Source organism: Saccharothrix sp. S26 (assembly GCF_021390395.1).
GTDB lineage: Bacteria > Actinomycetota > Actinomycetes > Mycobacteriales > Pseudonocardiaceae > Actinosynnema.
This window is the reverse complement of record NZ_JAJUWT010000023.1, coordinates 25,881-46,193: the sequence shown is the minus strand read 5'-3', so window position 1 is coordinate 46,193 and position 20,313 is coordinate 25,881. Positions and strand designations below refer to the sequence as shown.

General features: G+C 71.5%; 21 protein-coding genes. 13 read left to right on the top strand and 8 right to left on the bottom strand.

Translation table 11 applies throughout. The features are described 5' to 3' along the window. Positions 1-6: 6 nt before the first annotated feature. From mtrB to secA, 5 genes are all read left to right on the top strand, one after another. Positions 7-1,740: an MtrAB system histidine kinase MtrB gene (mtrB, locus tag LZG04_RS31610; protein ID WP_233823861.1), complete on the top strand. Its 1,734-nt coding sequence runs from the start codon at positions 7-9 to the stop codon at positions 1,738-1,740. Continuing rightward, entirely contained in the window at positions 1,737-3,467 is a 1,731-nt protein-coding gene (locus LZG04_RS31605; protein WP_233823859.1) for an LpqB family beta-propeller domain-containing protein, read from the top strand. The genes mtrB and LZG04_RS31605 overlap by 4 nt, the downstream gene beginning before the upstream one ends. Before the next feature lie 66 nt (positions 3,468-3,533). Then, positions 3,534-4,181, top strand: coding sequence for a ComF family protein (locus LZG04_RS31600; protein ID WP_233823857.1), 648 nt, complete (start codon positions 3,534-3,536; stop codon positions 4,179-4,181). A 431-nt stretch (positions 4,182-4,612) separates the two neighbouring features. Next, on the top strand, positions 4,613-5,305 hold the full coding sequence (hpf, locus tag LZG04_RS31595; protein ID WP_233823855.1) for a ribosome hibernation-promoting factor, HPF/YfiA family: 693 nt from the start codon (positions 4,613-4,615) through the stop codon (positions 5,303-5,305). A 495-nt stretch (positions 5,306-5,800) separates the two neighbouring features. Then, positions 5,801-8,677 (top strand): preprotein translocase subunit SecA, encoded by a 2,877-nt coding sequence (secA, locus tag LZG04_RS31590; protein WP_233823853.1) that lies wholly within the window; start codon positions 5,801-5,803, stop codon positions 8,675-8,677. Positions 8,678-8,996: 319 nt separating this feature from the next. Here secA and LZG04_RS42105 read toward each other — a convergent pair whose 3' ends face one another. Continuing rightward, entirely contained in the window at positions 8,997-9,119 is a 123-nt protein-coding gene (locus LZG04_RS42105) for a hypothetical protein (RefSeq protein ID WP_267938441.1), read from the bottom strand. A gap of 391 nt (positions 9,120-9,510) precedes the next feature. After that, on the bottom strand, positions 9,511-9,891 hold the full coding sequence (locus LZG04_RS31585) for an Rv3235 family protein (protein ID WP_233823851.1): 381 nt from the start codon (positions 9,889-9,891) through the stop codon (positions 9,511-9,513). A gap of 57 nt (positions 9,892-9,948) precedes the next feature. Here LZG04_RS31585 and LZG04_RS31580 point away from each other — a divergent pair, with 57 nt between their 5' ends. Next, the gene (locus tag LZG04_RS31580) at positions 9,949-10,359 is read left to right on the top strand and encodes an HAD-IA family hydrolase (RefSeq protein WP_233823848.1); all 411 of its coding nucleotides are present in this window, start codon (positions 9,949-9,951) and stop codon (positions 10,357-10,359) included. Positions 10,360-10,659: 300 nt separating this feature from the next. On the opposite strand, the gene LZG04_RS31575 is transcribed toward LZG04_RS31580, so the two are convergent. Next, positions 10,660-11,406 carry a TrmH family RNA methyltransferase gene (locus tag LZG04_RS31575; protein ID WP_374202930.1) on the bottom strand — a complete coding sequence of 249 codons (747 nt, stop codon included), beginning with the start codon at positions 11,404-11,406 and terminating at the stop codon, positions 10,660-10,662. Between the two features lie 63 nt (positions 11,407-11,469). Between LZG04_RS31575 and LZG04_RS31570 the strand changes: the two genes are divergently transcribed. The 3 genes from LZG04_RS31570 to LZG04_RS31560 are packed head-to-tail and all read left to right on the top strand — an operon-like array spanning position 11,470 to position 14,013. Beyond that, positions 11,470-12,138, top strand: coding sequence for a phosphotransferase (locus LZG04_RS31570; RefSeq protein WP_233823844.1), 669 nt, complete (start codon positions 11,470-11,472; stop codon positions 12,136-12,138). Positions 12,139-12,148: 10 nt separating this feature from the next. Further along, a complete protein-coding gene (locus LZG04_RS31565; protein WP_233823842.1) occupies positions 12,149-13,525 on the top strand; it encodes a wax ester/triacylglycerol synthase family O-acyltransferase in 1,377 nt (458 codons plus the stop codon). Then, complete coding sequence (locus LZG04_RS31560) at positions 13,522-14,013, top strand: hypothetical protein (protein ID WP_233823840.1); 492 nt, start codon at positions 13,522-13,524, stop codon at positions 14,011-14,013. Before LZG04_RS31565 ends, LZG04_RS31560 begins: the two co-directional genes overlap by 4 nt. A gap of 55 nt (positions 14,014-14,068) precedes the next feature. On the opposite strand, the gene LZG04_RS31555 is transcribed toward LZG04_RS31560, so the two are convergent. The 3 genes from LZG04_RS31555 to aroA form a co-directional block, all read right to left on the bottom strand. Continuing rightward, the gene (locus tag LZG04_RS31555) at positions 14,069-14,437 is read right to left on the bottom strand and encodes a VOC family protein (protein ID WP_233823838.1); all 369 of its coding nucleotides are present in this window, start codon (positions 14,435-14,437) and stop codon (positions 14,069-14,071) included. Between the two features lie 236 nt (positions 14,438-14,673). Continuing rightward, positions 14,674-15,684 (bottom strand): ribosome small subunit-dependent GTPase A, encoded by a 1,011-nt coding sequence (gene rsgA, locus LZG04_RS31550; protein ID WP_233823836.1) that lies wholly within the window; start codon positions 15,682-15,684, stop codon positions 14,674-14,676. Position 15,685: 1 nt separating this feature from the next. After that, positions 15,686-16,960 (bottom strand): 3-phosphoshikimate 1-carboxyvinyltransferase, encoded by a 1,275-nt coding sequence (gene aroA, locus LZG04_RS31545; protein WP_233823834.1) that lies wholly within the window; start codon positions 16,958-16,960, stop codon positions 15,686-15,688. 100 nt (positions 16,961-17,060) lie between these two features. Here aroA and LZG04_RS31540 point away from each other — a divergent pair, with 100 nt between their 5' ends. Together LZG04_RS31540 and LZG04_RS31535 are read left to right on the top strand one after the other, a co-directional pair. Beyond that, a complete protein-coding gene (locus LZG04_RS31540; protein WP_233823832.1) occupies positions 17,061-17,822 on the top strand; it encodes an SOS response-associated peptidase in 762 nt (253 codons plus the stop codon). Then, complete coding sequence (locus LZG04_RS31535; protein ID WP_233823830.1) at positions 17,819-18,433, top strand: alpha/beta family hydrolase; 615 nt, start codon at positions 17,819-17,821, stop codon at positions 18,431-18,433. The genes LZG04_RS31540 and LZG04_RS31535 overlap by 4 nt, the downstream gene beginning before the upstream one ends. 1 nt (position 18,434) lies before the next feature. On the opposite strand, the gene ybaK is transcribed toward LZG04_RS31535, so the two are convergent. Then, positions 18,435-18,911, bottom strand: coding sequence for a Cys-tRNA(Pro) deacylase (ybaK, locus tag LZG04_RS31530; protein WP_233823828.1), 477 nt, complete (start codon positions 18,909-18,911; stop codon positions 18,435-18,437). Between the two features lie 224 nt (positions 18,912-19,135). Here ybaK and LZG04_RS31525 point away from each other — a divergent pair, with 224 nt between their 5' ends. Next, positions 19,136-19,759, top strand: a complete 624-nt coding sequence (locus tag LZG04_RS31525; RefSeq protein WP_141980630.1) for a sigma-70 family RNA polymerase sigma factor — start codon at positions 19,136-19,138, stop codon at positions 19,757-19,759. Then, positions 19,759-20,073: a mycothiol system anti-sigma-R factor gene (gene rsrA / locus LZG04_RS31520; protein ID WP_233823826.1), complete on the top strand. Its 315-nt coding sequence runs from the start codon at positions 19,759-19,761 to the stop codon at positions 20,071-20,073. The genes LZG04_RS31525 and rsrA overlap by 1 nt, the downstream gene beginning before the upstream one ends. Before the next feature lie 91 nt (positions 20,074-20,164). Here rsrA and LZG04_RS43155 read toward each other — a convergent pair whose 3' ends face one another. Next, positions 20,165-20,239 (bottom strand): 50S ribosomal protein bL37, encoded by a 75-nt coding sequence (locus LZG04_RS43155; protein WP_096498094.1) that lies wholly within the window; start codon positions 20,237-20,239, stop codon positions 20,165-20,167. Positions 20,240-20,313 lie beyond the last annotated feature (74 nt).

The window sequence follows — 20,313 nt, the reverse complement described above, 5'->3', positions numbered from 1 at the left end:
TCGGACATGATCGGACGCCGGCTCGACCCCGTGGTGCGCGAAGTGCGCCGCGGGGTCGAACGCGCTCGTCGCCAGATGGTCGCGTTCGGCGAGCTGTGGCGGCGCTCGCTGCAACTGCGCGTCGTGGTCAGCACGCTGGCGCTGTCGTCGGCGGTGGTGTTCGTGCTGGGCATGGTGCTCCAGGTGCAGATCACCGGCCAGCTGCTGGAGACCAAGATCGAGGCGGCGGTCCGGCAGACCGAGGCGAGCGCCGCGGCGATCCAGCCCGACCTGGCGGGCCTCAACCCCGGCCCGGACAGCGTGAAGACCCGGTTCACCACGGCCCTGAACAAGATCAACACCTCGGGTGTGGACCTCGACCCGACCAGTTCCGGCGCGGGCGCGTTCGAGCCGGTGCTCCGCGACCCCGTCGGCACGGGCTCCGACGGCCTCCCGGTCGCCGTCGGCCAGTACGAGGACGTGCCGGACGGGCTGTTCAAGATGCTCGAACGGGGCAGCGCCGGCTACCAGATCACCACCGTGGAACGGGAGACCGGACCCACCACGCTGCTGGTCGTGGGCAAGCCGGTGAACAGCTCCGCGCGCCCCATGCACCTGTACCTGCTGTTCCCGCTGACCAGCGAGCAGGCCACCGCCGACGTCGTGCAGAGCACCCTGGTCGTCGGCGGCGTGGTGCTGCTCCTGCTGCTCGCGCTGATCGCGAACCTGGTCACCCGGCAGGTCGTGCGGCCGGTGCGGCAGGCGGCCGAGATCGCCGAGCGGTTCGCCGACGGCAGCCTCGACCAGCGCATGCCCGTGGTCGGCGAGGACGACGTGGCACGGCTGGCCGAGTCCTACAACGAGATGGCCGCGAGCATCCAGCGCCAGATCCACCAGCTGGAGGAGTTCGGCCAGCTCCAGCGCCGCTTCACCTCCGACGTGTCGCACGAGCTGCGCACGCCGTTGACGACCGTGCGGATGGCCGCCGACGTGCTGCACGCCTCCCGCGAGCAGTTCCCCGGCGGCCTGGCCCGCTCCACCGAGCTGCTGGTCGACGAGCTGGACCGGTTCGAGTCGCTGCTCGGCGACCTGCTGGAGATCAGCAGGCTCGACGCGGGCGTGGAGGAGCTGGCCGCCGAGCTGGTCGACATCCGCGTGCTGGCCCGACGCGCCCACGACGCGGTGCGCGCCATCGCCAACAGCAGCGGCACCACGATCGTGCTGGACCTGCCCGACCACGAGGTCAACGCCGAGCTGGACTCCCGCCGCGTCGAGCGCATCCTGCGCAACCTGCTGGCCAACGCCATCGACCACGGCGAGGGCATGCCGGTCGAGCTGACCCTGCGCGGCGACGGCGAGGCGGTCGCGGTGACCGTCCGGGACCACGGCGTCGGCCTGCGCCCCGGCGAGGCCGACCTGGTGTTCAACCGGTTCTGGCGCGCCGACCCGTCCCGCAACCGCCGCACCGGCGGCACCGGCCTGGGCCTGTCGATCAGCCTGGAGGACGCCCGGCTGCACGGCGGTTGGCTGGAGGCGTGGGGCGAACGCGGCCTCGGCGCGGTGTTCCGGCTCACGCTCCCGTGCCGGCTGGGCCACGAGCTGACCTCCAGCCCGCTGCCGCTGGAGCCGCCCGACCTGCCGCCCGTGGTCGAGCCGGAGCCGGACGAGCCCGAGCCGGTGGAGGAGGTCGAGCTGACCGAGGAGGAGTTCACGTGGCAGCCCGCCCAGCCCGTCACCGGCGAACGCGAGGAGGTCCGGTGAGGCTGCTCGCCGTGCTCCTGGCCGTGCTCGTGGCCGCGGGTTGCGCCGCGATCCCCACCGAGACCTCGCCGATCGCGGTGAACCCCTCGGCGGGCAACGCCAGCGAGGCCGCCGCGCCCAAGCCGGTCAAGGACATCGACCCGTTGACGCTGGTCCGGGAGTTCGTCAACGCCTCGGCCAACCCCGAGGGCGACTACGCGGCGGCCAAGGCGTACCTCACCGAGGACGCGAAGAAGGCGTGGAACACCAAGGGCACGCCGACGATCATCGACACCACGTTCAACACCGTGCCCACGCCGGGCGTGACGGCGGACGACAAGCACCGGATCGTGCTGCTCCAAGGGCGCAACGTCGGCCGGTTGCAGCTCGAGGACAACTCGTTCATCCAGCTCATCGGCCCTCTCGACACCCCGATCGGGATCGAGCGCGACGCCGAGGACCAGTGGCGGATCTCCGCGCCGCCGGACGGCATCTACGTGCCGCTGGGCGGGTTCCAGCAGAACTACCGGCGCGTGACGCTGTTCTTCTACAGCCCGGACTTCAGCGTGCTCGTGCCCGACCCGCGGTGGGTGGTCATCGCGCCGTCCACGTCGATCCCGAGCCGGGTGACGAGCCTGCTGCTCAAGGGGCCCGCGGTGGGGATGAGGGGCGCGTTGGCCTCGGCCATCCCGAACGGCGCGGCGCAGCGCAAGAACACCTCCGAGGCCGACGACGGCGCGCTGGAAGTCGACCTGACCAAGGTCGGCGACATCACCGTGCAGGCGGGCAAGCAGATCGTGGCGCAGGTGGTGAGGTCGCTCGCGGGCGTCTCCAGCAGCCGGATCCGGGTGCTGGTCGAGGGCCAGTGGATCAACGCCGACCAGCACGAGTGGCGGCCCGCCGACGTGCAGACCGGCGAGGAGCTGGCCACCCCGATCGCCGGCCTGAACGGGATGCTGGTCGGCAACGGGCGGGTCAAGCAGGTCAACGGCGACCCCGTGCCCGGGCCCGCGGGCGCGGGCGACTACCAGGTGCTCAGCGCCGGGCAGTCGATGGACGGCAGCCAACTGGCGGTGGTGAGCCGGGCCGTCGACGGCTCCGCGCGGCTGCGGGTGGGGCCGGTGCACGAGCCGTTGGCCGAGGTCGACCTGCACGCGTCCGCCATGACCAGGCCGACGTGGCTGCTCAGCGGGCGGCAGGGCGAGCCGAGCAACGAGGTGTGGACCGTCGCCGACGGCAACAACGTGGTGCGCGTGATCAAGACCGACCGCGGGTGGACGGCGAACGCGGTCAACGCCTCGGAGCTGACCGAGCTGGGCGGCATCACCGAGCTGAGGCTGTCGCGCGACGGCACGCGGGTGGCGGCCGTGGTGGACGGCAAGCTCGTGGTGGCGGCCGTGGTGCGGGGCCAGGACTCGGCGGTGTCGCTGCGGTCGCCGCGCCACCTCCAGCCGTCCGTGCTGGGCACGAGCGCGTTGGCGCTGGACTGGCTGGCGCAGGACGTGCTGGTGGTGAGCACGTCGCTGGTGGCGTACCCGATCGCCAAGGTGAACATCGACGGCGTGCGCGTGGAGCGGTACAACACGTCGAACCTGACCGTGCCGGTGGCGTCGGTGACCGCCGCGCCGGGGCGCAACGTGCTGGCGGTGGACCAGAGCGGGTTGTGGAGCGCGAACGACGTGGGTGACGTGTGGCGTGCGTCGACGACGAAGGTGGAGCCCGGGACCCAGGCGTTCTACCCGGGCTGAGGGCTCGGCCCCATCTTCACCCGATCGTGCAAGCCTCGCACCTCGGCGGAGGGGCCTGGATTGTCGGTGGCCGCCGGCATCGTCGCGGGCATGGTGCTGATGAACCTGCTGTTCCCGCCCCGTTGTCCTGGTTGCGGCACGTGGGGCGCGCGCGTGTGCGCGCGGTGCCTGGCCCTCTTCGGGCTGCCGAAGCGGGTGCCCGGCGCCGGTCCGCCGGTGTTCGCGCTCGCGGCCTACGCCGGCGCGGCCCGTGAGCTGGTGCTCGCGTTCAAGGAGCGCGGGCGGCGCGAGCTGGCGGCCGTGTTCGGGGCGCTGGTGGCCGCCGCCGTGCCGCACCTGCCCGGCGTCGGACCCGACCCGTGGCTGGTGCCCGCGCCGTCACGGGCGTCGGCCGCCCGTGCCCGCGGCGGTTCCCACGTGATGAGAATGGCACGCGCGTCCGGCTTTTCCGTCGCGCCGGCACTCGCGTTCGCGAGAGGAGTTCGCGATTCGGTGAGCCTCGACGCGGCCTCCCGAAGGGCGAATCTGGCTGGTCGCGTCCGACTCGTGCCGGATCGCCTGCCACCACCGGGCACACCGGTTGTCCTGTTGGATGACGTCGTGACGACCGGATCCACGGCACGCGCCTGCGTTTCGGTGTTGAAAGCAGCCGGATTCGGGGTACCCGCAGTGCTCACGCTGACAACCGCACGCAGAACCCACCCACACGGGTGAATCGGGCCGGGAACCTCCCGGGACGCTCGCCCGTTGGCCGGATATGACGCCCGCGCAGAGGCCGTTCGACGCAACCACTCTGCTGGCGAGTGCCTGTGCTCGCCTCGGCCTTTCGGGTGAGCGGGAGGCGGCGTGGCGTCCGGGCGTGCCCGCGTGGCGCGCCGCCGGCACCGGTTTTTCGTCGCTCTGCGTCACGACAAGAAAATCTTGGACTTCCCCCGCCCCGGGGGCTGTCGCAGCGGCGAATACCGGGCTAACGTGCACCGCTATCAGCGTTCCCGGCACGCGGGGAGGAGGCGAACAGCCCATGACCCTGGCGCCGGTGGGGCGCTGAGGGGCCACCCTCAGCGACAAGTCCGCGAACATGATCGCGGATCCGGCGCCCAAGCGATCCGAAGCCATTGCTCGCAGCAAAGCGAGGGAGGTCGTGTATGGACATCGTCGTTAAGGGCCGCAACGTCGAGGTGCCCGATCACTACAGGGTTCACGTCGCCGAAAAGCTGGCCAGGCTTGAGCGTTACGACCGCAAGGTCATCCGCTTCGACGTGGAGCTTTTCCACGAACCGAACCGCAGGCAGTCGAAGAACTGCCAGCGCGTCGAGATCACCGGCAAGGGACGCGGTCCGGTGGTTCGTTCCGAAGCATGTGCGGGCGACTTCTACGCCGCCTTGGACTCCGCGGTGAGCAAGCTCGAGAACCGGTTGCGCCGCTCGCATGACCGCAGGCGCGTGCACCACGGGCGACGCGGCCCGACATCGGTCGCCGAGGCGACCAGCGGACTCGGGGAGCCGCTCCCCTTCCACCCCGACAGCGACGGCGGCCAGGCGCAGGGCATGTGGGTCGGCCACACCGCCCTGCTGGAAGCGGCCGAGCCGGAACCCGCGGACGAGGGCATGGCGGAAGTGCCCGCGCAACGCTGGGAAGACGGCGTCGAAGACAGACTGCCCGGCCAGATCGTGCGCGAGAAAGAGCACACGGCCAAGCCGATGACCGTCGACCAGGCCCTCTACGAGATGGAACTGGTCGGCCACGACTTCTACCTGTTCTCCGACGCCGACAGCGGCCGTCCGAGCGTCGTCTACCGCCGGAAGGGGTTCGACTACGGCGTGATCAGGCTGGCCTGAGCACCACCTGACCACTCTTCCCTCACTCGACTTCGCGCGACCCCCGGCGTCCTCGCACGCCGGGGGTCGCGGGCCGCGGACCGCCTTTTCGAAGATCGAACGGCGTGATCACCGGAAAATGCGTCACGGGACAACCCCGTGACCATGCGAACGACTAACGCCTCCGCATTCGACCTGTGTCGAACACCACCGCCGTGAATACCGTGATCACCTCTCGCGCGGTCCGTGCTCCGACCCCATTACGTCCAACCGGGTGGTACGCGGCCGTGACCGGTCACGGAACGCGATCTTGGCCGGCCTCCGTGACGCCGGAGCGGACCGTTCCGAAGCGTCCCCGGCCCCTCCGCCAACAGGCTTCCTACCTGTGTCTGTGCACACACCTTCACGACTTGCCTACGATGGTCGGTGGTGAAGGCTCGCCATGGCCGTGGCGAGCCCCTGTGGAAGGCGCCCGTCCCCCGGGCGCGTCGCGATGAGGTAATGAGGTCGACCCGGATGGTGCTGTCCCGACTGCTCCGCGCTGGCGAGGGCAAGATGCTCAAGCGCCTGCGCAACATCGCAGCGCACATCAACAACCTCGAAGACGACGTCGTCGACCTCTCCGATGCGGAGCTGCGCGCGAAGACCGAGGAGTTCCGCAAGCGCTACGCCGACGGCGAGACCCTGGACGAGCTGCTGCCGGAGGCCTTCGCGGTCGTCCGCGAAGGCGCCAAGCGCACCCTCGGCCAGCGTCACTTCGACGTCCAGCTCATGGGCGGCGCGGCGCTGCACCTCGGTCAGATCGCCGAGATGCGCACCGGTGAGGGCAAGACGCTGACCTCCGTGCTGCCCGCCTACCTGAACGCGATCGCGGGCGAGGGCGTCCACGTCGTCACGACCAACGACTACCTGGCCAAGCGTGACGCGGAGTGGATGGGTCGCATCCACCGCTTCCTCGGCCTGACCGTCGGCGCGATCCTGTCGGAGATGACGCCCGAGCAGCGCCGCGTCGCCTACAACGCCGACATCACCTACGGCACGAACAACGAGTTCGGCTTCGACTACCTGCGCGACAACATGGCGTGGAGCCGGGACGAGATGGTCCAGCGCGGCCACTTCTACGCCATCGTCGACGAGGTCGACTCCATCCTGATCGACGAGGCCCGCACGCCGCTGATCATCTCCGGCCCGGCCGACCAGTCCTCGCGCTGGTACGTCGAGTTCGCGCGGCTGGCCACGAAGATGCGCCGCGACACCCACTACGAGGTGGACGAGCGCAAGCGCACGATCGGCGTCACCGAGGCGGGCGTGCAGTACGTCGAGGACCAGCTCGGCATCGACAACCTGTACGACTCGACCAACACCCCGCTGGTCGGCTACTTCCAGAACGCGATCAAGGCCAAGGAGCTGTTCGCCAAGGACAAGGACTACATCGTCCGCAACGGCGAGGTCATGATCGTCGACGAGTTCACCGGCCGCGTGCTGGCAGGTCGTCGTTACAACGAGGGCATGCACCAGGCGATCGAGGCCAAGGAAGGCGTCGAGATCAAGGCGGAGAACCAGACGCTCGCCACGATCACCCTCCAGAACTACTTCCGGCTCTACGCCAAGCTCGGCGGCATGACCGGTACCGCCGAGACCGAGGCGGCCGAGTTCCACCAGACCTACAAGCTCGGCGTCGTGCCCATCCCGACGAACCGCCCGATGCAGCGCAAGGACGAGTCCGACCTGGTCTACAAGACCGAGGAGGCCAAGTTCGAGGCGGTCGCGGAGGACATCGCCGAGCGGCACGCGAAGGGCCAGCCGGTGCTGGTCGGCACGACGAGCGTCGAGCGCTCCGAGTACCTGTCCAAGCTCCTGGTCCGCAAGGGCATCCCGCACGAGGTGCTCAACGCCAAGCACCACGAGCGCGAGGCGCTGATCATCGCCAAGGCCGGCCGCAAGGGCGCCGTCACGGTCGCCACGAACATGGCCGGTCGCGGCACCGACATCGTGCTGGGCGGCAACCCGGACATCATCACCGACCACGAGCTGCGCGAACGCGGCCTGGACCCGGTGGAGAACCCGGAGGAGTACGAGGCCGCCTGGGCGAAGCTGATCGAGGAGATCACCTCCGAGGTCAAGGCCGAGGCGGAGGAGGTCCGCGCGGCGGGCGGCCTGTACGTGCTGGGCACGGAGCGGCACGAGTCGCGGCGCATCGACAACCAGCTGCGCGGTCGTTCGGGCCGTCAGGGCGACCCCGGCGAGTCTCGGTTCTACCTGTCGTTGAAGGACGAGCTGATGCGCCGCTTCAACGCGGCCATGGTCGAGTCCGTCATGACGCGGCTGAAGGTGCCGGACGACGTGCCGATCGAGCACAAGATGGTCACCCGGGCCATCCGCAGCGCGCAGACGCAGGTCGAGCAGCAGAACTTCGAGATCCGCAAGAACGTCCTCAAGTACGACGAGGTCATGAACGAGCAGCGCAAGGTGATCTACGCCGAGCGCCGCCGCGTCCTCGACGGCGAGGACCTGCGCGAGCAGGTCGAGCACATGATCACCAGCGTGGTCGGCGCGTACGTCGACGGCGCGACCGCCGACGGCTACGCCGAGGACTGGGACCTCGACCAGCTGTGGACGGCGCTCAAGACGCTGTACCCGATCACGCTCGACCCGAAGAAGGTGCTCGAGGAGGACGACGACCTCACCCGGGAGTCGCTGAAGGCGAAGCTGGAAGCCGACGCCCTGGCCGCTTACGAGGCGCGTGAGGCGGACATCGACGGCCGGGTCGGCCCGGGCGCGATGCGCGAACTGGAGCGCCGCGTCCTGCTCTCCGTGCTCGACCGGAAGTGGCGCGAGCACCTGTACGAGATGGACTACCTGAAGGAGGGCATCGGCCTGCGGGCGATGGCCCAGCGCGACCCGCTGATCGAGTACCAGCGGGAAGGCTTCGACATGTTCAACGGCATGCTCGAAGCCCTGAAGGAGGAAACCGTCGGCTTCCTGTTCAACCTGCAGGTCGAAGCCGCCGAACCCGAGCCCGCCGCCGAACCGCCGGTCCAGGTCTCGATCGCCAACGGCGGCCCCCTGGCCGGCAGCCGAGCCCGCGCCCGCGCCGCCGCCGCTGCGGCCGCCCAGCAGCAGGCCGAGGCCAACGCCAACCAGGCCCCCGCCGGCCCCGCCCTGGCTCAACTGCAGAGCGGCAACGCCATCCCCCCGGCCCTGCGCGGCAAGGGCCTGGACGGCCGCGCCCAACAGGGCCTGACCTACACGGGCCCGTCCGAGAGCGGTGACGCCGAAACCACCGGCAACACCGCCCAGCAGGGCGGCAACCAGCCAGGCGGCACCCGAAAAGAACGCCGCGCCGCCGCCCGCGCCCAGGCAAAGGGTCAGCGCAAGGGCCCGCGCCAGTAACCAACCCCAGACCCAACCCCAGCTGAACCCACGAAGCGGGCCACCGACCACCATCGGCGGCCCGCTTCCTCACATCCCGCCCCCTTCACTCACACCCCACCCGCGGCCCCCATCGCCGCCACCACCCGCACCCACCCATCTCCCACCCGCCGCGCGCTCCGCCACCTCCCCGACCCACCCTGCCGTAGGTCTGGACCTGCTCGACTCCACCCCCGCCGGCCCGGCGGGAGTGGCTGGCGGGGCGCTGGCTGGCGGGGCGCTGGTCGGCGGGGCTGGCTCGGCCGGGCTGGCTCGGCGGGGCGTGGTCCGGCCCGGTGGCTCAGGCCAGCCCGGCCTCGACCTGCCCGGCCTCGACCTGCCCGGCCTCGACCTGCCCGGCCCAAGCCCCAACCTGCCGCCCGGCTGGCCTGCCATCACCCGGCCCGGCGCGATCTGGTGCCACCCGTCCCAGCTCGGACCTGACCCCGGCCGTCCCGGCTCGGCCCGGCCCCACCCCGGTAGGCCCCGGCCTGGCTCAGCCCGGCCTCCCGGCGGCACGCGGCCTCAGGCCGTGTCAGCGGCCCAGGCTGCGCAAGCCGTCCTAGTTCGCGCGCTCAGGGCCCTATCCCGCTGCAACGCGCGATACCGGATCACACGCTGCGGTGGCGGTCGGGTTGCGTCGAGCGTCTCAGCGGTGTCGGGGGCGTCATTTGTGGCTCCTCTGGGGCCTGACTGCGGCGGGGTGGTCGAAGCGGTCGGGGGTGGTTGCGGGGCTCCGTATTAACAACCGAGGTACGAGAACAGTGTTTCCGTACATTTTTGAGTAAATGTCACTCGATCGTGTTCGGCTGGCGTTAGGGGAGCAGGTGGAATTCGGTGCAGTGCCAGCGGGAGCCTTGGCGTTCGACCCGGGCGGCGAAGGCGCGGACTTTGGTGGGCAGGTGGAGGGTGCCCGCCAGTTCCGCCGCGTCCGCCGACACGTGGCACAGGCGGTAGCGGCCCAGGCGGGTTTGGGTCGGGGTGGCGGCGCTGGTCACGGTGGACAGGGCGCGCGGGGTGAAGGTGGCCGACAGTTGTTTCGGTGGTCGGCGGCCACTCAGGGCCTCCACCAGTGGGAACAGGAAGTGGCGGGCGTCGAGCGGGGTGAGGGTGGGCGCGGCCGGTGAGGGGGTGGGCGGGGCGTTGTCGGTGTCGGTCGGCTTCGTCGACGCCAGGGCGCGCAGTTGAGGTGGCATGCTGAACCGAGGGCGGACACCCCGGGTTTCGTACCAAGATCACCCGATGGAGGCACGGTGCGGGGACTGGTTCTGGACTTCGGCGGTGTCCTGACGGACCTCGGCGACGACCACGCGGCCGCCGAACCGCCCCTGCTCTCGGCCACGCGCCAGGCTCGTCACCAGGGCATCCTCACCGCGATGCTCTCCAACGCCGACTTCCTGTGGCGACGGCCGGCGGGCTGGGAGGGCCTGTTCGACGTCGTCATCACCTCCGGCGAGGTCGGCATGGCGAAACCCGACCGCCGCATCTACCTGCTCGCCGCCGAACGGCTCGGCCTCCCGGCCCACGAGTGCGTCTTCGTGGACGACCTCGCCGTCAACGTCCGGGGCGCGGCGGCCGCCGGAATGGTCGGCGTGCACCACCAGTCCGTGCATTCCACGCTCGAGGAACTCGAAACTTTGCTCCAGATCCCTCTGCAGGGTTAATCGGTCACGAACGGCCACGAACAATGCACCTGGGCGGTGAATTGCCGCTCACTCGACTTCCACCGTACGTTCTGAGCGATACGGACGGATGTCACGCGATGAACAGCACGACCGCGTGCTGCTGTTCCGCACCCGGTGCCGTACGAGGGGCGCGGGTGCGGGACGTCGAGGGCTGATCGGGACGGCCCGACGGGTACCGCGTCGGGTGGCTGTGGTGAGCCGCCGATCAGCCGGGTTAGGCAGCGCGGGTGTCTGAGCGGCCCTCCGGCACCCGCGCTGCGCACCCGCGCGCCCGAGCGCCTACGACACCCGCCGGCGGACCACCTCGAAGCACAGCACCGCCGCCGCGCTGGCCACGTTCAACGACTCCACCCCGGCCGCCATCGGGATCGACAACCACCCGGTCACGTGCGGCCGCACGTCGTCGGAGATCCCGGCCGTCTCACTGCCCAGCACGAACGCCGCCCGCGCCGGCAACTCCGCCGAGTACACCGACGACCGCGCCGCCGCGTCCAGCGCGAACACCGGGTAACCGGCCTCCCGCAACTCGGCCACGGCCTCCGCCGCCGTCGCGCACCGCAGCACCGGGGCCCGGAACGCCACCCCCGCCGACGCCTTGACCACCATCGGGTCGATCGACGCGACACCCCGCCGCGGCACGACGATGCCGTCCATCCCCGCCGCCGTCGCCGTGCGCAGGATCATGCCGACGTTCGCCGGGGTGGTGATGCCGTCGAGCACCAGCACCGACCGCGGCCGGTCCCGCAACGCCGCAGCCAACGGCCGCATCCGCGGCGCGACGACGTCCGCCAGCACGCCCTGGTCCTGCTTGCCGTTCCCGGCTAGCACCTTGACCCGCTGCGCGGAAGCCCGCTGCACCGCGACGCCACGCCGACCGGCCGCGTCCAGGATCTCCCGGGCGGCCGGGCCGCGGGCCGTGTCGGCGAGCACGACCTTGTCGACCTCGAGCCGCGGGTCGTCCAACGCCTCCAGCACGGGCTTGCGGCCGTACACGGTGACGAACTTGTCCTTGGGTGACACATCCACGGAACAAGTGTCCTCTACCCGTTTGGGGCTTGTTTCTTCGCTGTCAATCATGATGATCGTCACATGACATCGCGCGACGAGGCGCACCGTCTGCTGGCCAGCGGCCGGGAGGCGGACGTCTACCTGCGTCCCGACGGCCTGCTGGTCAAGCGCAGCCGGGCGGGCCGCGACCTGGGGCCCGAGGCCGAGCTGATGCGTTACCTGCGGCGGCACGGCATACCGGTGCCCAGGGTGGCCGACGCGTCGGAGACGGACCTGGTCATGGAGTACGTGCCCGGCCCGCGCATGTCGCAGGAACTGGACGCCAAGCCGTGGCGCGCGGGCGCGTTGGGCCGGGAGCTGGCCGAGCTGCACCGCAGGCTCGACGGCGTGCCCGCGCCGACCTTCCTGCCCGGTGACGGCGACCTGCTGCACCTCGACCTGCACCCCGGCAACGTGGTGCTGGGGCCGGAGGGCGCGGTCGTGGTCGACTGGGGCAGCGCGCGCAAGGGTGACCGGAAGGTCGACGTCGCGCTGAGCTGGCTGGCGATGGCGGTCGCGCCGCTGCGGCCGTTCAAGCGGCTCGCCCGGTCGCGGATGGTGCGCGGGTTCCTCGCCGGGGTCGACCACTCGGTGCGGGTGGAGGCGCGGCGCGCGATGCCGGCCGCCGCGGCGATCAGGCTGGCCCGGCACGAGCGCGACGAAGCCGAGGTCAGCGCCGTGCACCGGCTGGTGCGCGACTGCACCGACTAGCCTGGACCGCATGCCCGACCGCCTGTCCGCGCTGGACGCCTCGTTCCTGTACCTGGAGGACTCCACGACGCCGATGCACGTCGGTGGGGTGGCGGTGTTCCGGCGACCGCGCACGGGCTTCGACTACGACCGCCTGGTCGACCTGATCGAGCAGCGGCTGTCGCTGGTGCCCCGGTACCGGCAGAAGGTCGTGCACGTGCCCGGGCGGCTCGCGCGGCCGGTGTGGGTGGACGACGCGGACTTCGACGTCACCTACCACGTGCGGCGGTCGGCGTTGCCGAAACCGGGCAGCGACCAGCAGTTGCACGACCTGGTGGCGAGGTTGATGTCCCGCCCGCTGGACCACACCCGGCCGTTGTGGGAGGTCTACCTGGTCGAGGGCCTGGCCCGGAACCGGACCGCGGTGATCACCAAGACCCACCAGGCGATGGTGGACGGCATCGGCGCGCCGGAGATCGGGCAGGTGATGCTCGACGTGTCCGCCACGCCCCGGCCGCCGGTGGAGTCGCTGTGGATGCCGTCGCCGGAGCCCAGCGGGTTGCAGCTGGTGGCCGACGCGGTCGCGGAAGCCGTGCAGCGGCCCGGCGAGGTGGTGGAGAACGTCCGCTCGGCGGCGATGGACACGGTCGCGACCGTGCGCAAGGTCGCCGGGGTGTTCGGCGGGTTGGCGTCGGCGGTGCGGACCGCCGCGACGCCCGCGCCCGGCAGCCCGTTGAACGTGCGGATCTCGCCGCAGCGGCGGTTCGCGGTGGCGCGGACCAGGCTGGACGTGTTCCGCGCCATCCGGCGCGCGCACGGCGGCACGGTCAACGACGGCGTGCTGGCGGTGTTGTCGGGCGCGTTGCGGAACTGGCTGCTGTCGCGCGGCGAGGTCGTGTCGGCGGGCACCACGATCCGGGCGATGGCCCCGATGTCGGTGCGCGACGACGAGACGCAGGTGTCGGCGTACCTGGTCGACCTGCCGGTGGGCGAGCCGAACCCGGTCGTGCGGCTGCACCACGTGTCGCACGCGATGCGCGCGCACCAGGAGTCGGGGCAGTCGGTGGCGGCGCAGACCTTGGTGCGGTTCTCCGGCTTCGCGCCGCCGACGTTGCACGCGTTGGGCGCGCGGGCGGCGTCGTCGTTCTCGCGGCGGCTGTTCAACGTGGTGGTGACGAACGTGCCCGGTCCCCAGGTGCCGCTGTACGCGGCGGGGGCGAAGATGATCGAGATGTTCCCGGTTGTGCCCCTGGCGAAGAACCAGGCGCTCTCGATCGGCGTGACGTCTTATGACGGTGGCGTGTACTTCGGCCTGAACGCCGACCGTGACGCGATGTCCGATGTGGACGTGCTGGCGGCGATGGTCGAGGAGTCGGTGGAGGAACTGATGGGAACGGTGTCCGCATGAGGGTGTACCTCCCGGCGACCGTCGCGATGTTGCGCGACTTGGCGGAGAAGGGCGAGTTCGTCGCCGTGGGCGGCACGGCGTTCGCGCTGACGCCCGCGTTGCGCGAGTCCTACGCGACCGGTGACACGGAGGAGCTGGAGTACTCGGCCATGCTCGACGCGGCACGGGGTTCGCTGCGGTTGATCGCGGGCGACGAGAAGGCCGTGCCGAGGCGTGCGGTCGTGTCGGCGGACGTCGACGACGTGAAGCTGAGGCCGGACCTGGACTTCTCGGTGGTGAAGCTGTCGGCCCCGGTGCCGATGAAGGCCGTTGCCGCGATCCACTTGGACACGTCGGAGGCGGAGGAGGACGTGCGCGCGGCGGCGGAGGTGATCGACGCGGCGGACCTGGGTGATCCGGACGCGGAGTTCGCGCTGGGCGGGGCGGAGGACCACGAGTTGGCCTGGTACGCGCCGCAGGAGCTGCCGTTCCTGTTGGAGTTGATGTAGGGGCGGGTCGCTTTTGATCTTCTGCTCTTTCAACCTCTCCGCCCCCGCCAAGCCGTCACATGCCATCCGCCGGCTGCCACAGCTCGATCCGGTTGCCCTCGGGGTCGACGCACCACCCGAACCGCCCGTACTCGGAGTCCTCGGTCTGCGGCAGCACCTCGACCCCTCGGCTGCGCAACTGCGCCAGCAGCTCGCCCAGGTCGTCGACCCGGAGGTTGATCATGGCGCGTTGGCCCGGCTCGCCGAAGTAGTCCGTGTCATTGGCGAACAGGGCGAACGTCGTCGTCTCGGCCTCACCCCAGTGGAACGTGATGGCGCCGCCGTCGCTCATCGGCACGCCCAGGTGCCGGCGGTACCACTCGGCCATCCGCTCGGGGTTGCGGGCGCGCAGGAACACGCCGCCGATGCCAGTCACCTTCGCCACGGCTGGGCACCGTACTACCAGTGACGGTGACGGGCCCATGGAAGCGGTCACGGCGCCACCCGATCCGGGCAACCGAACAGCGCGGGCGTACCCACCCGGCCGTGCCGGCCGTGACGCTCCGCTGTTGCCGCCGACCCCCGTGAGCTCCCACCACCACGCCGAGCGCGCGTTCTGAGTGTTGAACTCGGGGGTTCTGAACGTAGGACACACGCGACCTGGGCGTAGGACTCGCGGGGTTAGTCGTATTCCTCCAGTTTGCCGCGGGAGGCGAGGAGGCGGCGCAGGGAGGCCAGGCGGCCGGGGGATGCCTCACCCGTGCGGACGAGCTCGTCCAGCATGCAGTCGGGGTCGTCCGGTTCGCCCAGGTGGCCGCAGCCCGACGGGCACTCCTCGGCCATCGCCTTCATGTCCGGGAACGCGCCGACGATGTCGTCCGGCGTGATGTGCGCCAGGCCGAACGACCGGATGCCGGGCGTGTCCACGGCCCAGCCGCCCTCGGGCAACGGCAGCGCGACCGTCTGCGTGGACGTGTGGCGGCCCTTGCCGACGCCGCTCACCACCCCGACCGCCCGGTGCGCGTCGGGCACCAGCTTGTTCACCAGCGTCGACTTGCCCACGCCCGAGTGCCCGATCAGCGCCGACAACCGGTTCACCAGCCGGGACCGCAGCTCCTCCGGGTCCTGGTCCGACCGCGTCACGACCACCGGCAGGTCCAGCTCGGCGTACGCGGCGACCAGCTCGTCCGGTGGCGCGAGGTCCGACTTCGTCAGGCACAGCAGCGGTTCCAGGCCGCCCGCGTAGGCCGCCACCAGGCAGCGGTCGATGAAACCTCGGCGCGGCTGCGGGTCCGCCAGCGCCGACACGATCACCAGCTGCCCGGCGTTGGCCACCACCACCCGCTCGAACGGGTCGGTGTCGTCGGCCGTGCGCCGCAGCACGCTGCGCCGCTCCTCCACCCGCACGATCCGCGCCAGCGTGTCCGGCTGACCGGACGTGTCGCCGACCAGCCCCACCTGGTCGCCCACGACGACCGGTGTGCGGCCGAGTTCCCGTGCGCGCATGGCGACGACCAACCGCGCCGGGTCGTCGTCCAGCGCGCACGTCCACCGCCCCCGGTCGACCCCGACGACCATGGCGGGCACCGCGTCCGCGTGCTCCGGCCTGCGCTTGCTGCGCGGCCGGGTCCCCTTGCCCGGTCGCACCCGCACGTCGGACTCGTCCAACCGCCGCCAGTCGCCGCGTGCCACGTCAGCGCGCTCCCGGCTGCGACAGCATGGCCGCCCACATCCCCGGGAAGTCCGGGATCGTCTTGGTGGTCGACCCGATGTCGTCCACCGACACGCCCTCGACCACCAGGCCGATGATCGCGCCGGCCGTGGCCATCCGGTGGTCGGCGTAGGCCCGCCACACGTCCCCGCGCAGGGGGCGCGGTGTGATGACCAGGCCGTCCTCGGTCTCCACCGCGTCGCCGCCCACCCGGTTGATCTCGGCGGCGAGCGCGGCGATCCGGTCCGTCTCGTGGCCGCGGATGTGCGCGACGCCGCGGATGCGGCTGGGGCCGTCGGCGAGCGCCGCCAGCGCCGCCACGGTCGGCGTCAGCTCGCTCTCGTCGCGCAGGTCCACGTCGATCCCGGTCAACCGGTCGGGCCCGCGCAGCTCCAGGCCCGCGTCCGACAGCGTGACGTGGCAGCCCATCCGCTCGAACAGCTCCCGCGCCGCCCCGCCCGGCTGGGTCGTCTCCGCGGGCCAGCCGGGGATCGTCACCCGACCGCCCGTCACGGCCGCCGCCGCCAGGAACGGCGTGGCGTTGGACAGGTCCGGCTCCACGTGCCACTCCCGGCCCCGCACCGCGCCCGGCTCGACCCGCCACACGTCGGGCGTCGCGTCGTCCACCACGACGCCCGCCTGCCGCAGCATGGTCACGGTCATCTCGATGTGCGGCAGCGACGGCACCGGCTTGCCCGAGTGGCGCACCGTCACGCCGCTCTCGTACCGCGCGCCCGACAGCAGCAGCCCCGACACGAACTGGGACGACGCCGACGCGTCGATGGTGACCTCACCGCCGGGCACGCCGCCCTTGCCGTGCAGCGTGAACGGCAGCGCGGCGCCCGCCACGTCGGCGCCCAGCGCGCGCATGGCGTCCAGGATCGTGGTCATCGGCCGGGTCCGCGCGTGCGGGTCGCCGTCGAAGGTGATGTCGCCGACCGCGAGCGCGGCGGCGGGCGGCAGGAACCGCATCACGGTGCCCGCGAGGCCGCAGTCGACCTGCGCCGGGCCGCGCATCTCGTGCGGCGTGACCAGCCAGGAACCGTCGGGGCCGTCGGCGACGTCGACGCCGAGCGACCGCAGCGCGGCGACCATCAGGTTCGTGTCGCGGCTGCGCAGCGGGGCGTGCAGGGTGGACGCGCGGTCGGCCAGGGCGGCGAGCACGAGCGCGCGGTTGGTGATCGACTTGGAGCCGGGCACGGGTACCGTCGCGTCGACCGGGCCGTCGGCGGTGGGAGCGGACCACTGCTGAGTCATGGCCTGATGATTCCGCATCGGGTGGTCGACAGCTCGCACCGGGCTTTCCGACGTGCGACGATGGCACTGCCCGAGGGTGACCCGTGGAGAGGTGATCGGTGTGTGCGGCAGGTACGCGTCCACCAAGAACCCGGCGCTGCTCGCGGCGGAGTTCGACGCGGTCGACGGCACCGAGGGCGCGGCGCCCGGGCCGGACTACAACGTGGCGCCGACCAAGCAGGTGCTCGCGGTGGTCGAGCGGCACCCGCGCGACGACGAGGGCAACCCCGACCCGGAGACGACCGAGCGCAGCATCCGCGTGATGCGGTGGGGCCTGGTGCCGCACTGGGCCAAGGACCTGTCCGGCGCGGCGAAGATGATCAACGCGCGGGCGGAGAGCGTGCTGGACAAGCCCGCCTACCGCGACTCGGCGGCCAAGCGCCGGTGCATCGTCCCGGCCGACGGCTGGTACGAGTGGCAGCCCGGCGAGGGCCGCAAGCAGCCGTACTTCATCAATCCCGGCGACGGCTCCAGCCTGGCCCTGGCCGGGATCTGGTCGGTGTGGTGGCAGCAGGAGGGCGACGAGCGCAAGCCCGTCATCACCTGCGCCGTGCTCACCACGGACGCGATCGGCGAGATGGCCTCCGTGCACCACCGGATGCCGCTGGTGCTGCCGAAGGACCGCTGGGCGGCGTGGCTCGACCCGGACAACGCCGACCCCAAGGACCTGCTCCAGCCCGACCTGGGACTGGTCGACGCGCTGGAGCTGCGCCCGGTGTCGATGAAGGTCAACAGCATCAAGAACAACGACCCGTCGCTGATGGACGCGGTCGCGCTGGGGGAGTCCGAGAAGCCCGAGCCCACGTTGTTCGAGCTGACATGACCTCGCGGGTGGTCGACACCCCGTACGGCCCGGCGCGGGCCGAGCTGCACTGCGCCTCGGAGAGCCGCGCCGCGCTGCTGCTCGGGCACGGCGCGGGCGGCGGGATCGCCGCGCCCGACCTGGTGGCGGCGGCCCGCGCGGCGGTGGACGTGGGCGTGCACGTGGCGCTGGTGGAGCAGCCGTACCGGGTGGCCGGCCGCCGCGCGCCCGCGCCCGCCAAGCAGCTCGACGCGGCGTGGCTCGCGGTGGCCGACGCGCTGGGCACGACCTGGTTCGACGACCTGCCGCTGGTGTTCGGCGGCCGGTCGTCGGGCGCGCGGGTGGCGTGCCGGACGTCGTCGGAGGGCCAGGCGGTGGCGGTGCTGTGCCTGGCGTTCCCGGTGCACCCGCCGGGCAAGCCGGAGAAGACGCGGATGCCCGAGCTGGACGGCGTCGAGGTCGCGACGCTGGTCGTGCAGGGCGAGAACGACCCGTTCGGCCGACCGGGGGCGGCGCACCACCGGGACGTGGTGCTGCTGCCCGGCGACCACAACCTGAAGGCCGACGTGGCCGCGGTGGGCCGGGCCGTGGGCGAGTGGCTGGACCGCGTGCTGCGCCCGCTGGAGGTGTAGGTCAGGCCGAGATCGGCGCCACGACCGCCTGCGTCAACCGGACGAGGTCCGCCGGCGCGATCTCGACCTCCAGCCCGCGCCGCCCGGCCGAGCAGTAGACGGTCTCGAAGCCCTCCGCCGAGGCGTCCAGCGCCACCGGCAGCCGCTTCTTCTGCCCCAGCGGCGAGATGCCGCCCGCCACGTACCCGGTGGCGCGCTCGGCCGCCGTGACGTCGGCCATCTTCGCCTTCTTGCCGCCCACGGCGGCGGCCAGCGCCTTGAGGTCCAGCTGACCGGTGACGGGGACCACGCCGACGGCCAACTTGCCGTCCACCTCGGCCACGAGCGTCTTGAACACCCGTTCGGGTGCGATGCGCAACGCCTCCGCCGCCTCCAGCCCGTACGACTCGTGGCGGGGGTCGTGCTCGTACGCGTGCAGCGTGTACGCCACCTTCTGCTTGTCCAGCAACGCGGTGGCGGGCGTCCCACGTCCGGCCATGATCGCGCACGATAGTGCAGGCCGTGCCGGGGAATGCGCGGCGAGGTCGCCGCGTTGGTGCGAGCGTGGCTACCGAGGTGATGGATCAGCAGGTCGGCAGGCAGGTCAAGGCGCGCCCGCCGCGTGGCTCGGCTCACTGCCGTCCGGGTGACCGCCGCGTATCCTCGACTGCGTCCCAGACAGTTCCGACCACCGCGCTGACCAGCCGGTGGGAAGGGAGCGCGGTGCCAGCCACGCGAACGCAGGACACGCCGACTGACGAGACAACGGCCGAGCGCGCCGCCAGGTTCGAACGCGACGCCATGCCGATGCTCGACCAGTTGTACTCGGCGGCCCTGCGGATGACCCGCAACCCGGCCGACGCCGAGGACCTGGTCCAGGAGACCTACCTCAAGGCCTACGCCGCCTTCGCGTCCTTCTCGCAGGGCACGAACCTCAAGGCCTGGCTGTACCGCATCCTCACCAACACCTACATCAACGGCTACCGCAAGAAGCAGCGCCAGCCGATCCAGCAGCCGACGGACGAGATCACCGACTGGCAGCTGGCGCAGGCGGAGAGCCACACGTCGACCGGGCTGCGGTCGGCGGAGGTCGAGGCGATGGACCGGCTGCCGGACTCAGACGTCAAGGAAGCCTTGCAGCGACTGCCGGAGGAGTTCCGGATCGCGGTGTACCTCGCGGACGTGGAGGGCTTCGCCTACAAGGAGATCGCAGACATCATGGGCACCCCCATCGGCACCGTGATGTCCCGGTTGCACCGGGGCCGCAGGCAGCTTCGCGACCAGTTGGCGGACACCGCGCGCGAGCGCGGCATCATCCGCGACGGCCACCAGGAGGTGGCGGGCTGATGAGCTGCGGCAAACCCCACGAGACGGACTGCTCCGAGGTCCTGTCCGAGGTCTACCTGTTCCTCGACCACGAGTGCGACGAGAAGCGCAAGGAGCTGCTCCAGACCCACCTGGAGGAGTGCCACCCGTGCCTGGAGCAGTACGGCATCGAGGAGCACCTGAAGGCGCTGCTGGCCCGCAAGTGCGGCGGCGAGCACGCCCCCGAGGAGCTGCGGCGGCGGCTGCGCGCCCGGCTCTACCAGACGGCGGAGCAGACGACGGTGGAGGTCGAGGTCACCACGACGGTGACCAGGACCGAGACGTCGAACAGCTGACCGGCGGCGGGGCACCCCGGTAACCCCGAACCCCCGGCAAGTCGAAGGCCCCGGAGCGGTGCTCCGGGGCCTTCGCACGCCGTGACACGGGTCAGGCGTTGGGGCGCTTCCCGTGGTTGGCGCCGCCCTTCTTGCGGTCGCGGCGCTTGCGGGCACGCTTCGACATGGGGTTCTCCTAGTGCTCGAACTACCTCCCGTCAGTGTGTCACGCGGTCACCTGGGCACGGCACCGGGTCTGAA

What these genes read in the sequence shown, in the direction of transcription:
- LZG04_RS31585 (WP_233823851.1), bottom strand. Translation starts at nt 9,891, where the DNA reads ATGCCACCTCAACTGCGCGCCCTGGCGTCGACGAAGCCGACCGACACC.
- aroA (WP_233823834.1), bottom strand. Translation starts at nt 16,960, where the DNA reads ATGACTCAGCAGTGGTCCGCTCCCACCGCCGACGGCCCGGTCGACGCG.
- hpf (WP_233823855.1), top strand. Translation starts at nt 4,613, where the DNA reads ATGGACATCGTCGTTAAGGGCCGCAACGTCGAGGTGCCCGATCACTAC.
- LZG04_RS31535 (WP_233823830.1), top strand. Translation starts at nt 17,819, where the DNA reads ATGACCTCGCGGGTGGTCGACACCCCGTACGGCCCGGCGCGGGCCGAG.
- LZG04_RS31570 (WP_233823844.1), top strand. Translation starts at nt 11,470, where the DNA reads ATGACATCGCGCGACGAGGCGCACCGTCTGCTGGCCAGCGGCCGGGAG.
- ybaK (WP_233823828.1), bottom strand. Translation starts at nt 18,911, where the DNA reads ATGGCCGGACGTGGGACGCCCGCCACCGCGTTGCTGGACAAGCAGAAG.
- LZG04_RS31565 (WP_233823842.1), top strand. Translation starts at nt 12,149, where the DNA reads ATGCCCGACCGCCTGTCCGCGCTGGACGCCTCGTTCCTGTACCTGGAG.
- rsrA (WP_233823826.1), top strand. Translation starts at nt 19,759, where the DNA reads ATGAGCTGCGGCAAACCCCACGAGACGGACTGCTCCGAGGTCCTGTCC.
- mtrB (WP_233823861.1), top strand. Translation starts at nt 7, where the DNA reads ATGATCGGACGCCGGCTCGACCCCGTGGTGCGCGAAGTGCGCCGCGGG.
- secA (WP_233823853.1), top strand. Translation starts at nt 5,801, where the DNA reads ATGGTGCTGTCCCGACTGCTCCGCGCTGGCGAGGGCAAGATGCTCAAG.
- LZG04_RS31560 (WP_233823840.1), top strand. Translation starts at nt 13,522, where the DNA reads ATGAGGGTGTACCTCCCGGCGACCGTCGCGATGTTGCGCGACTTGGCG.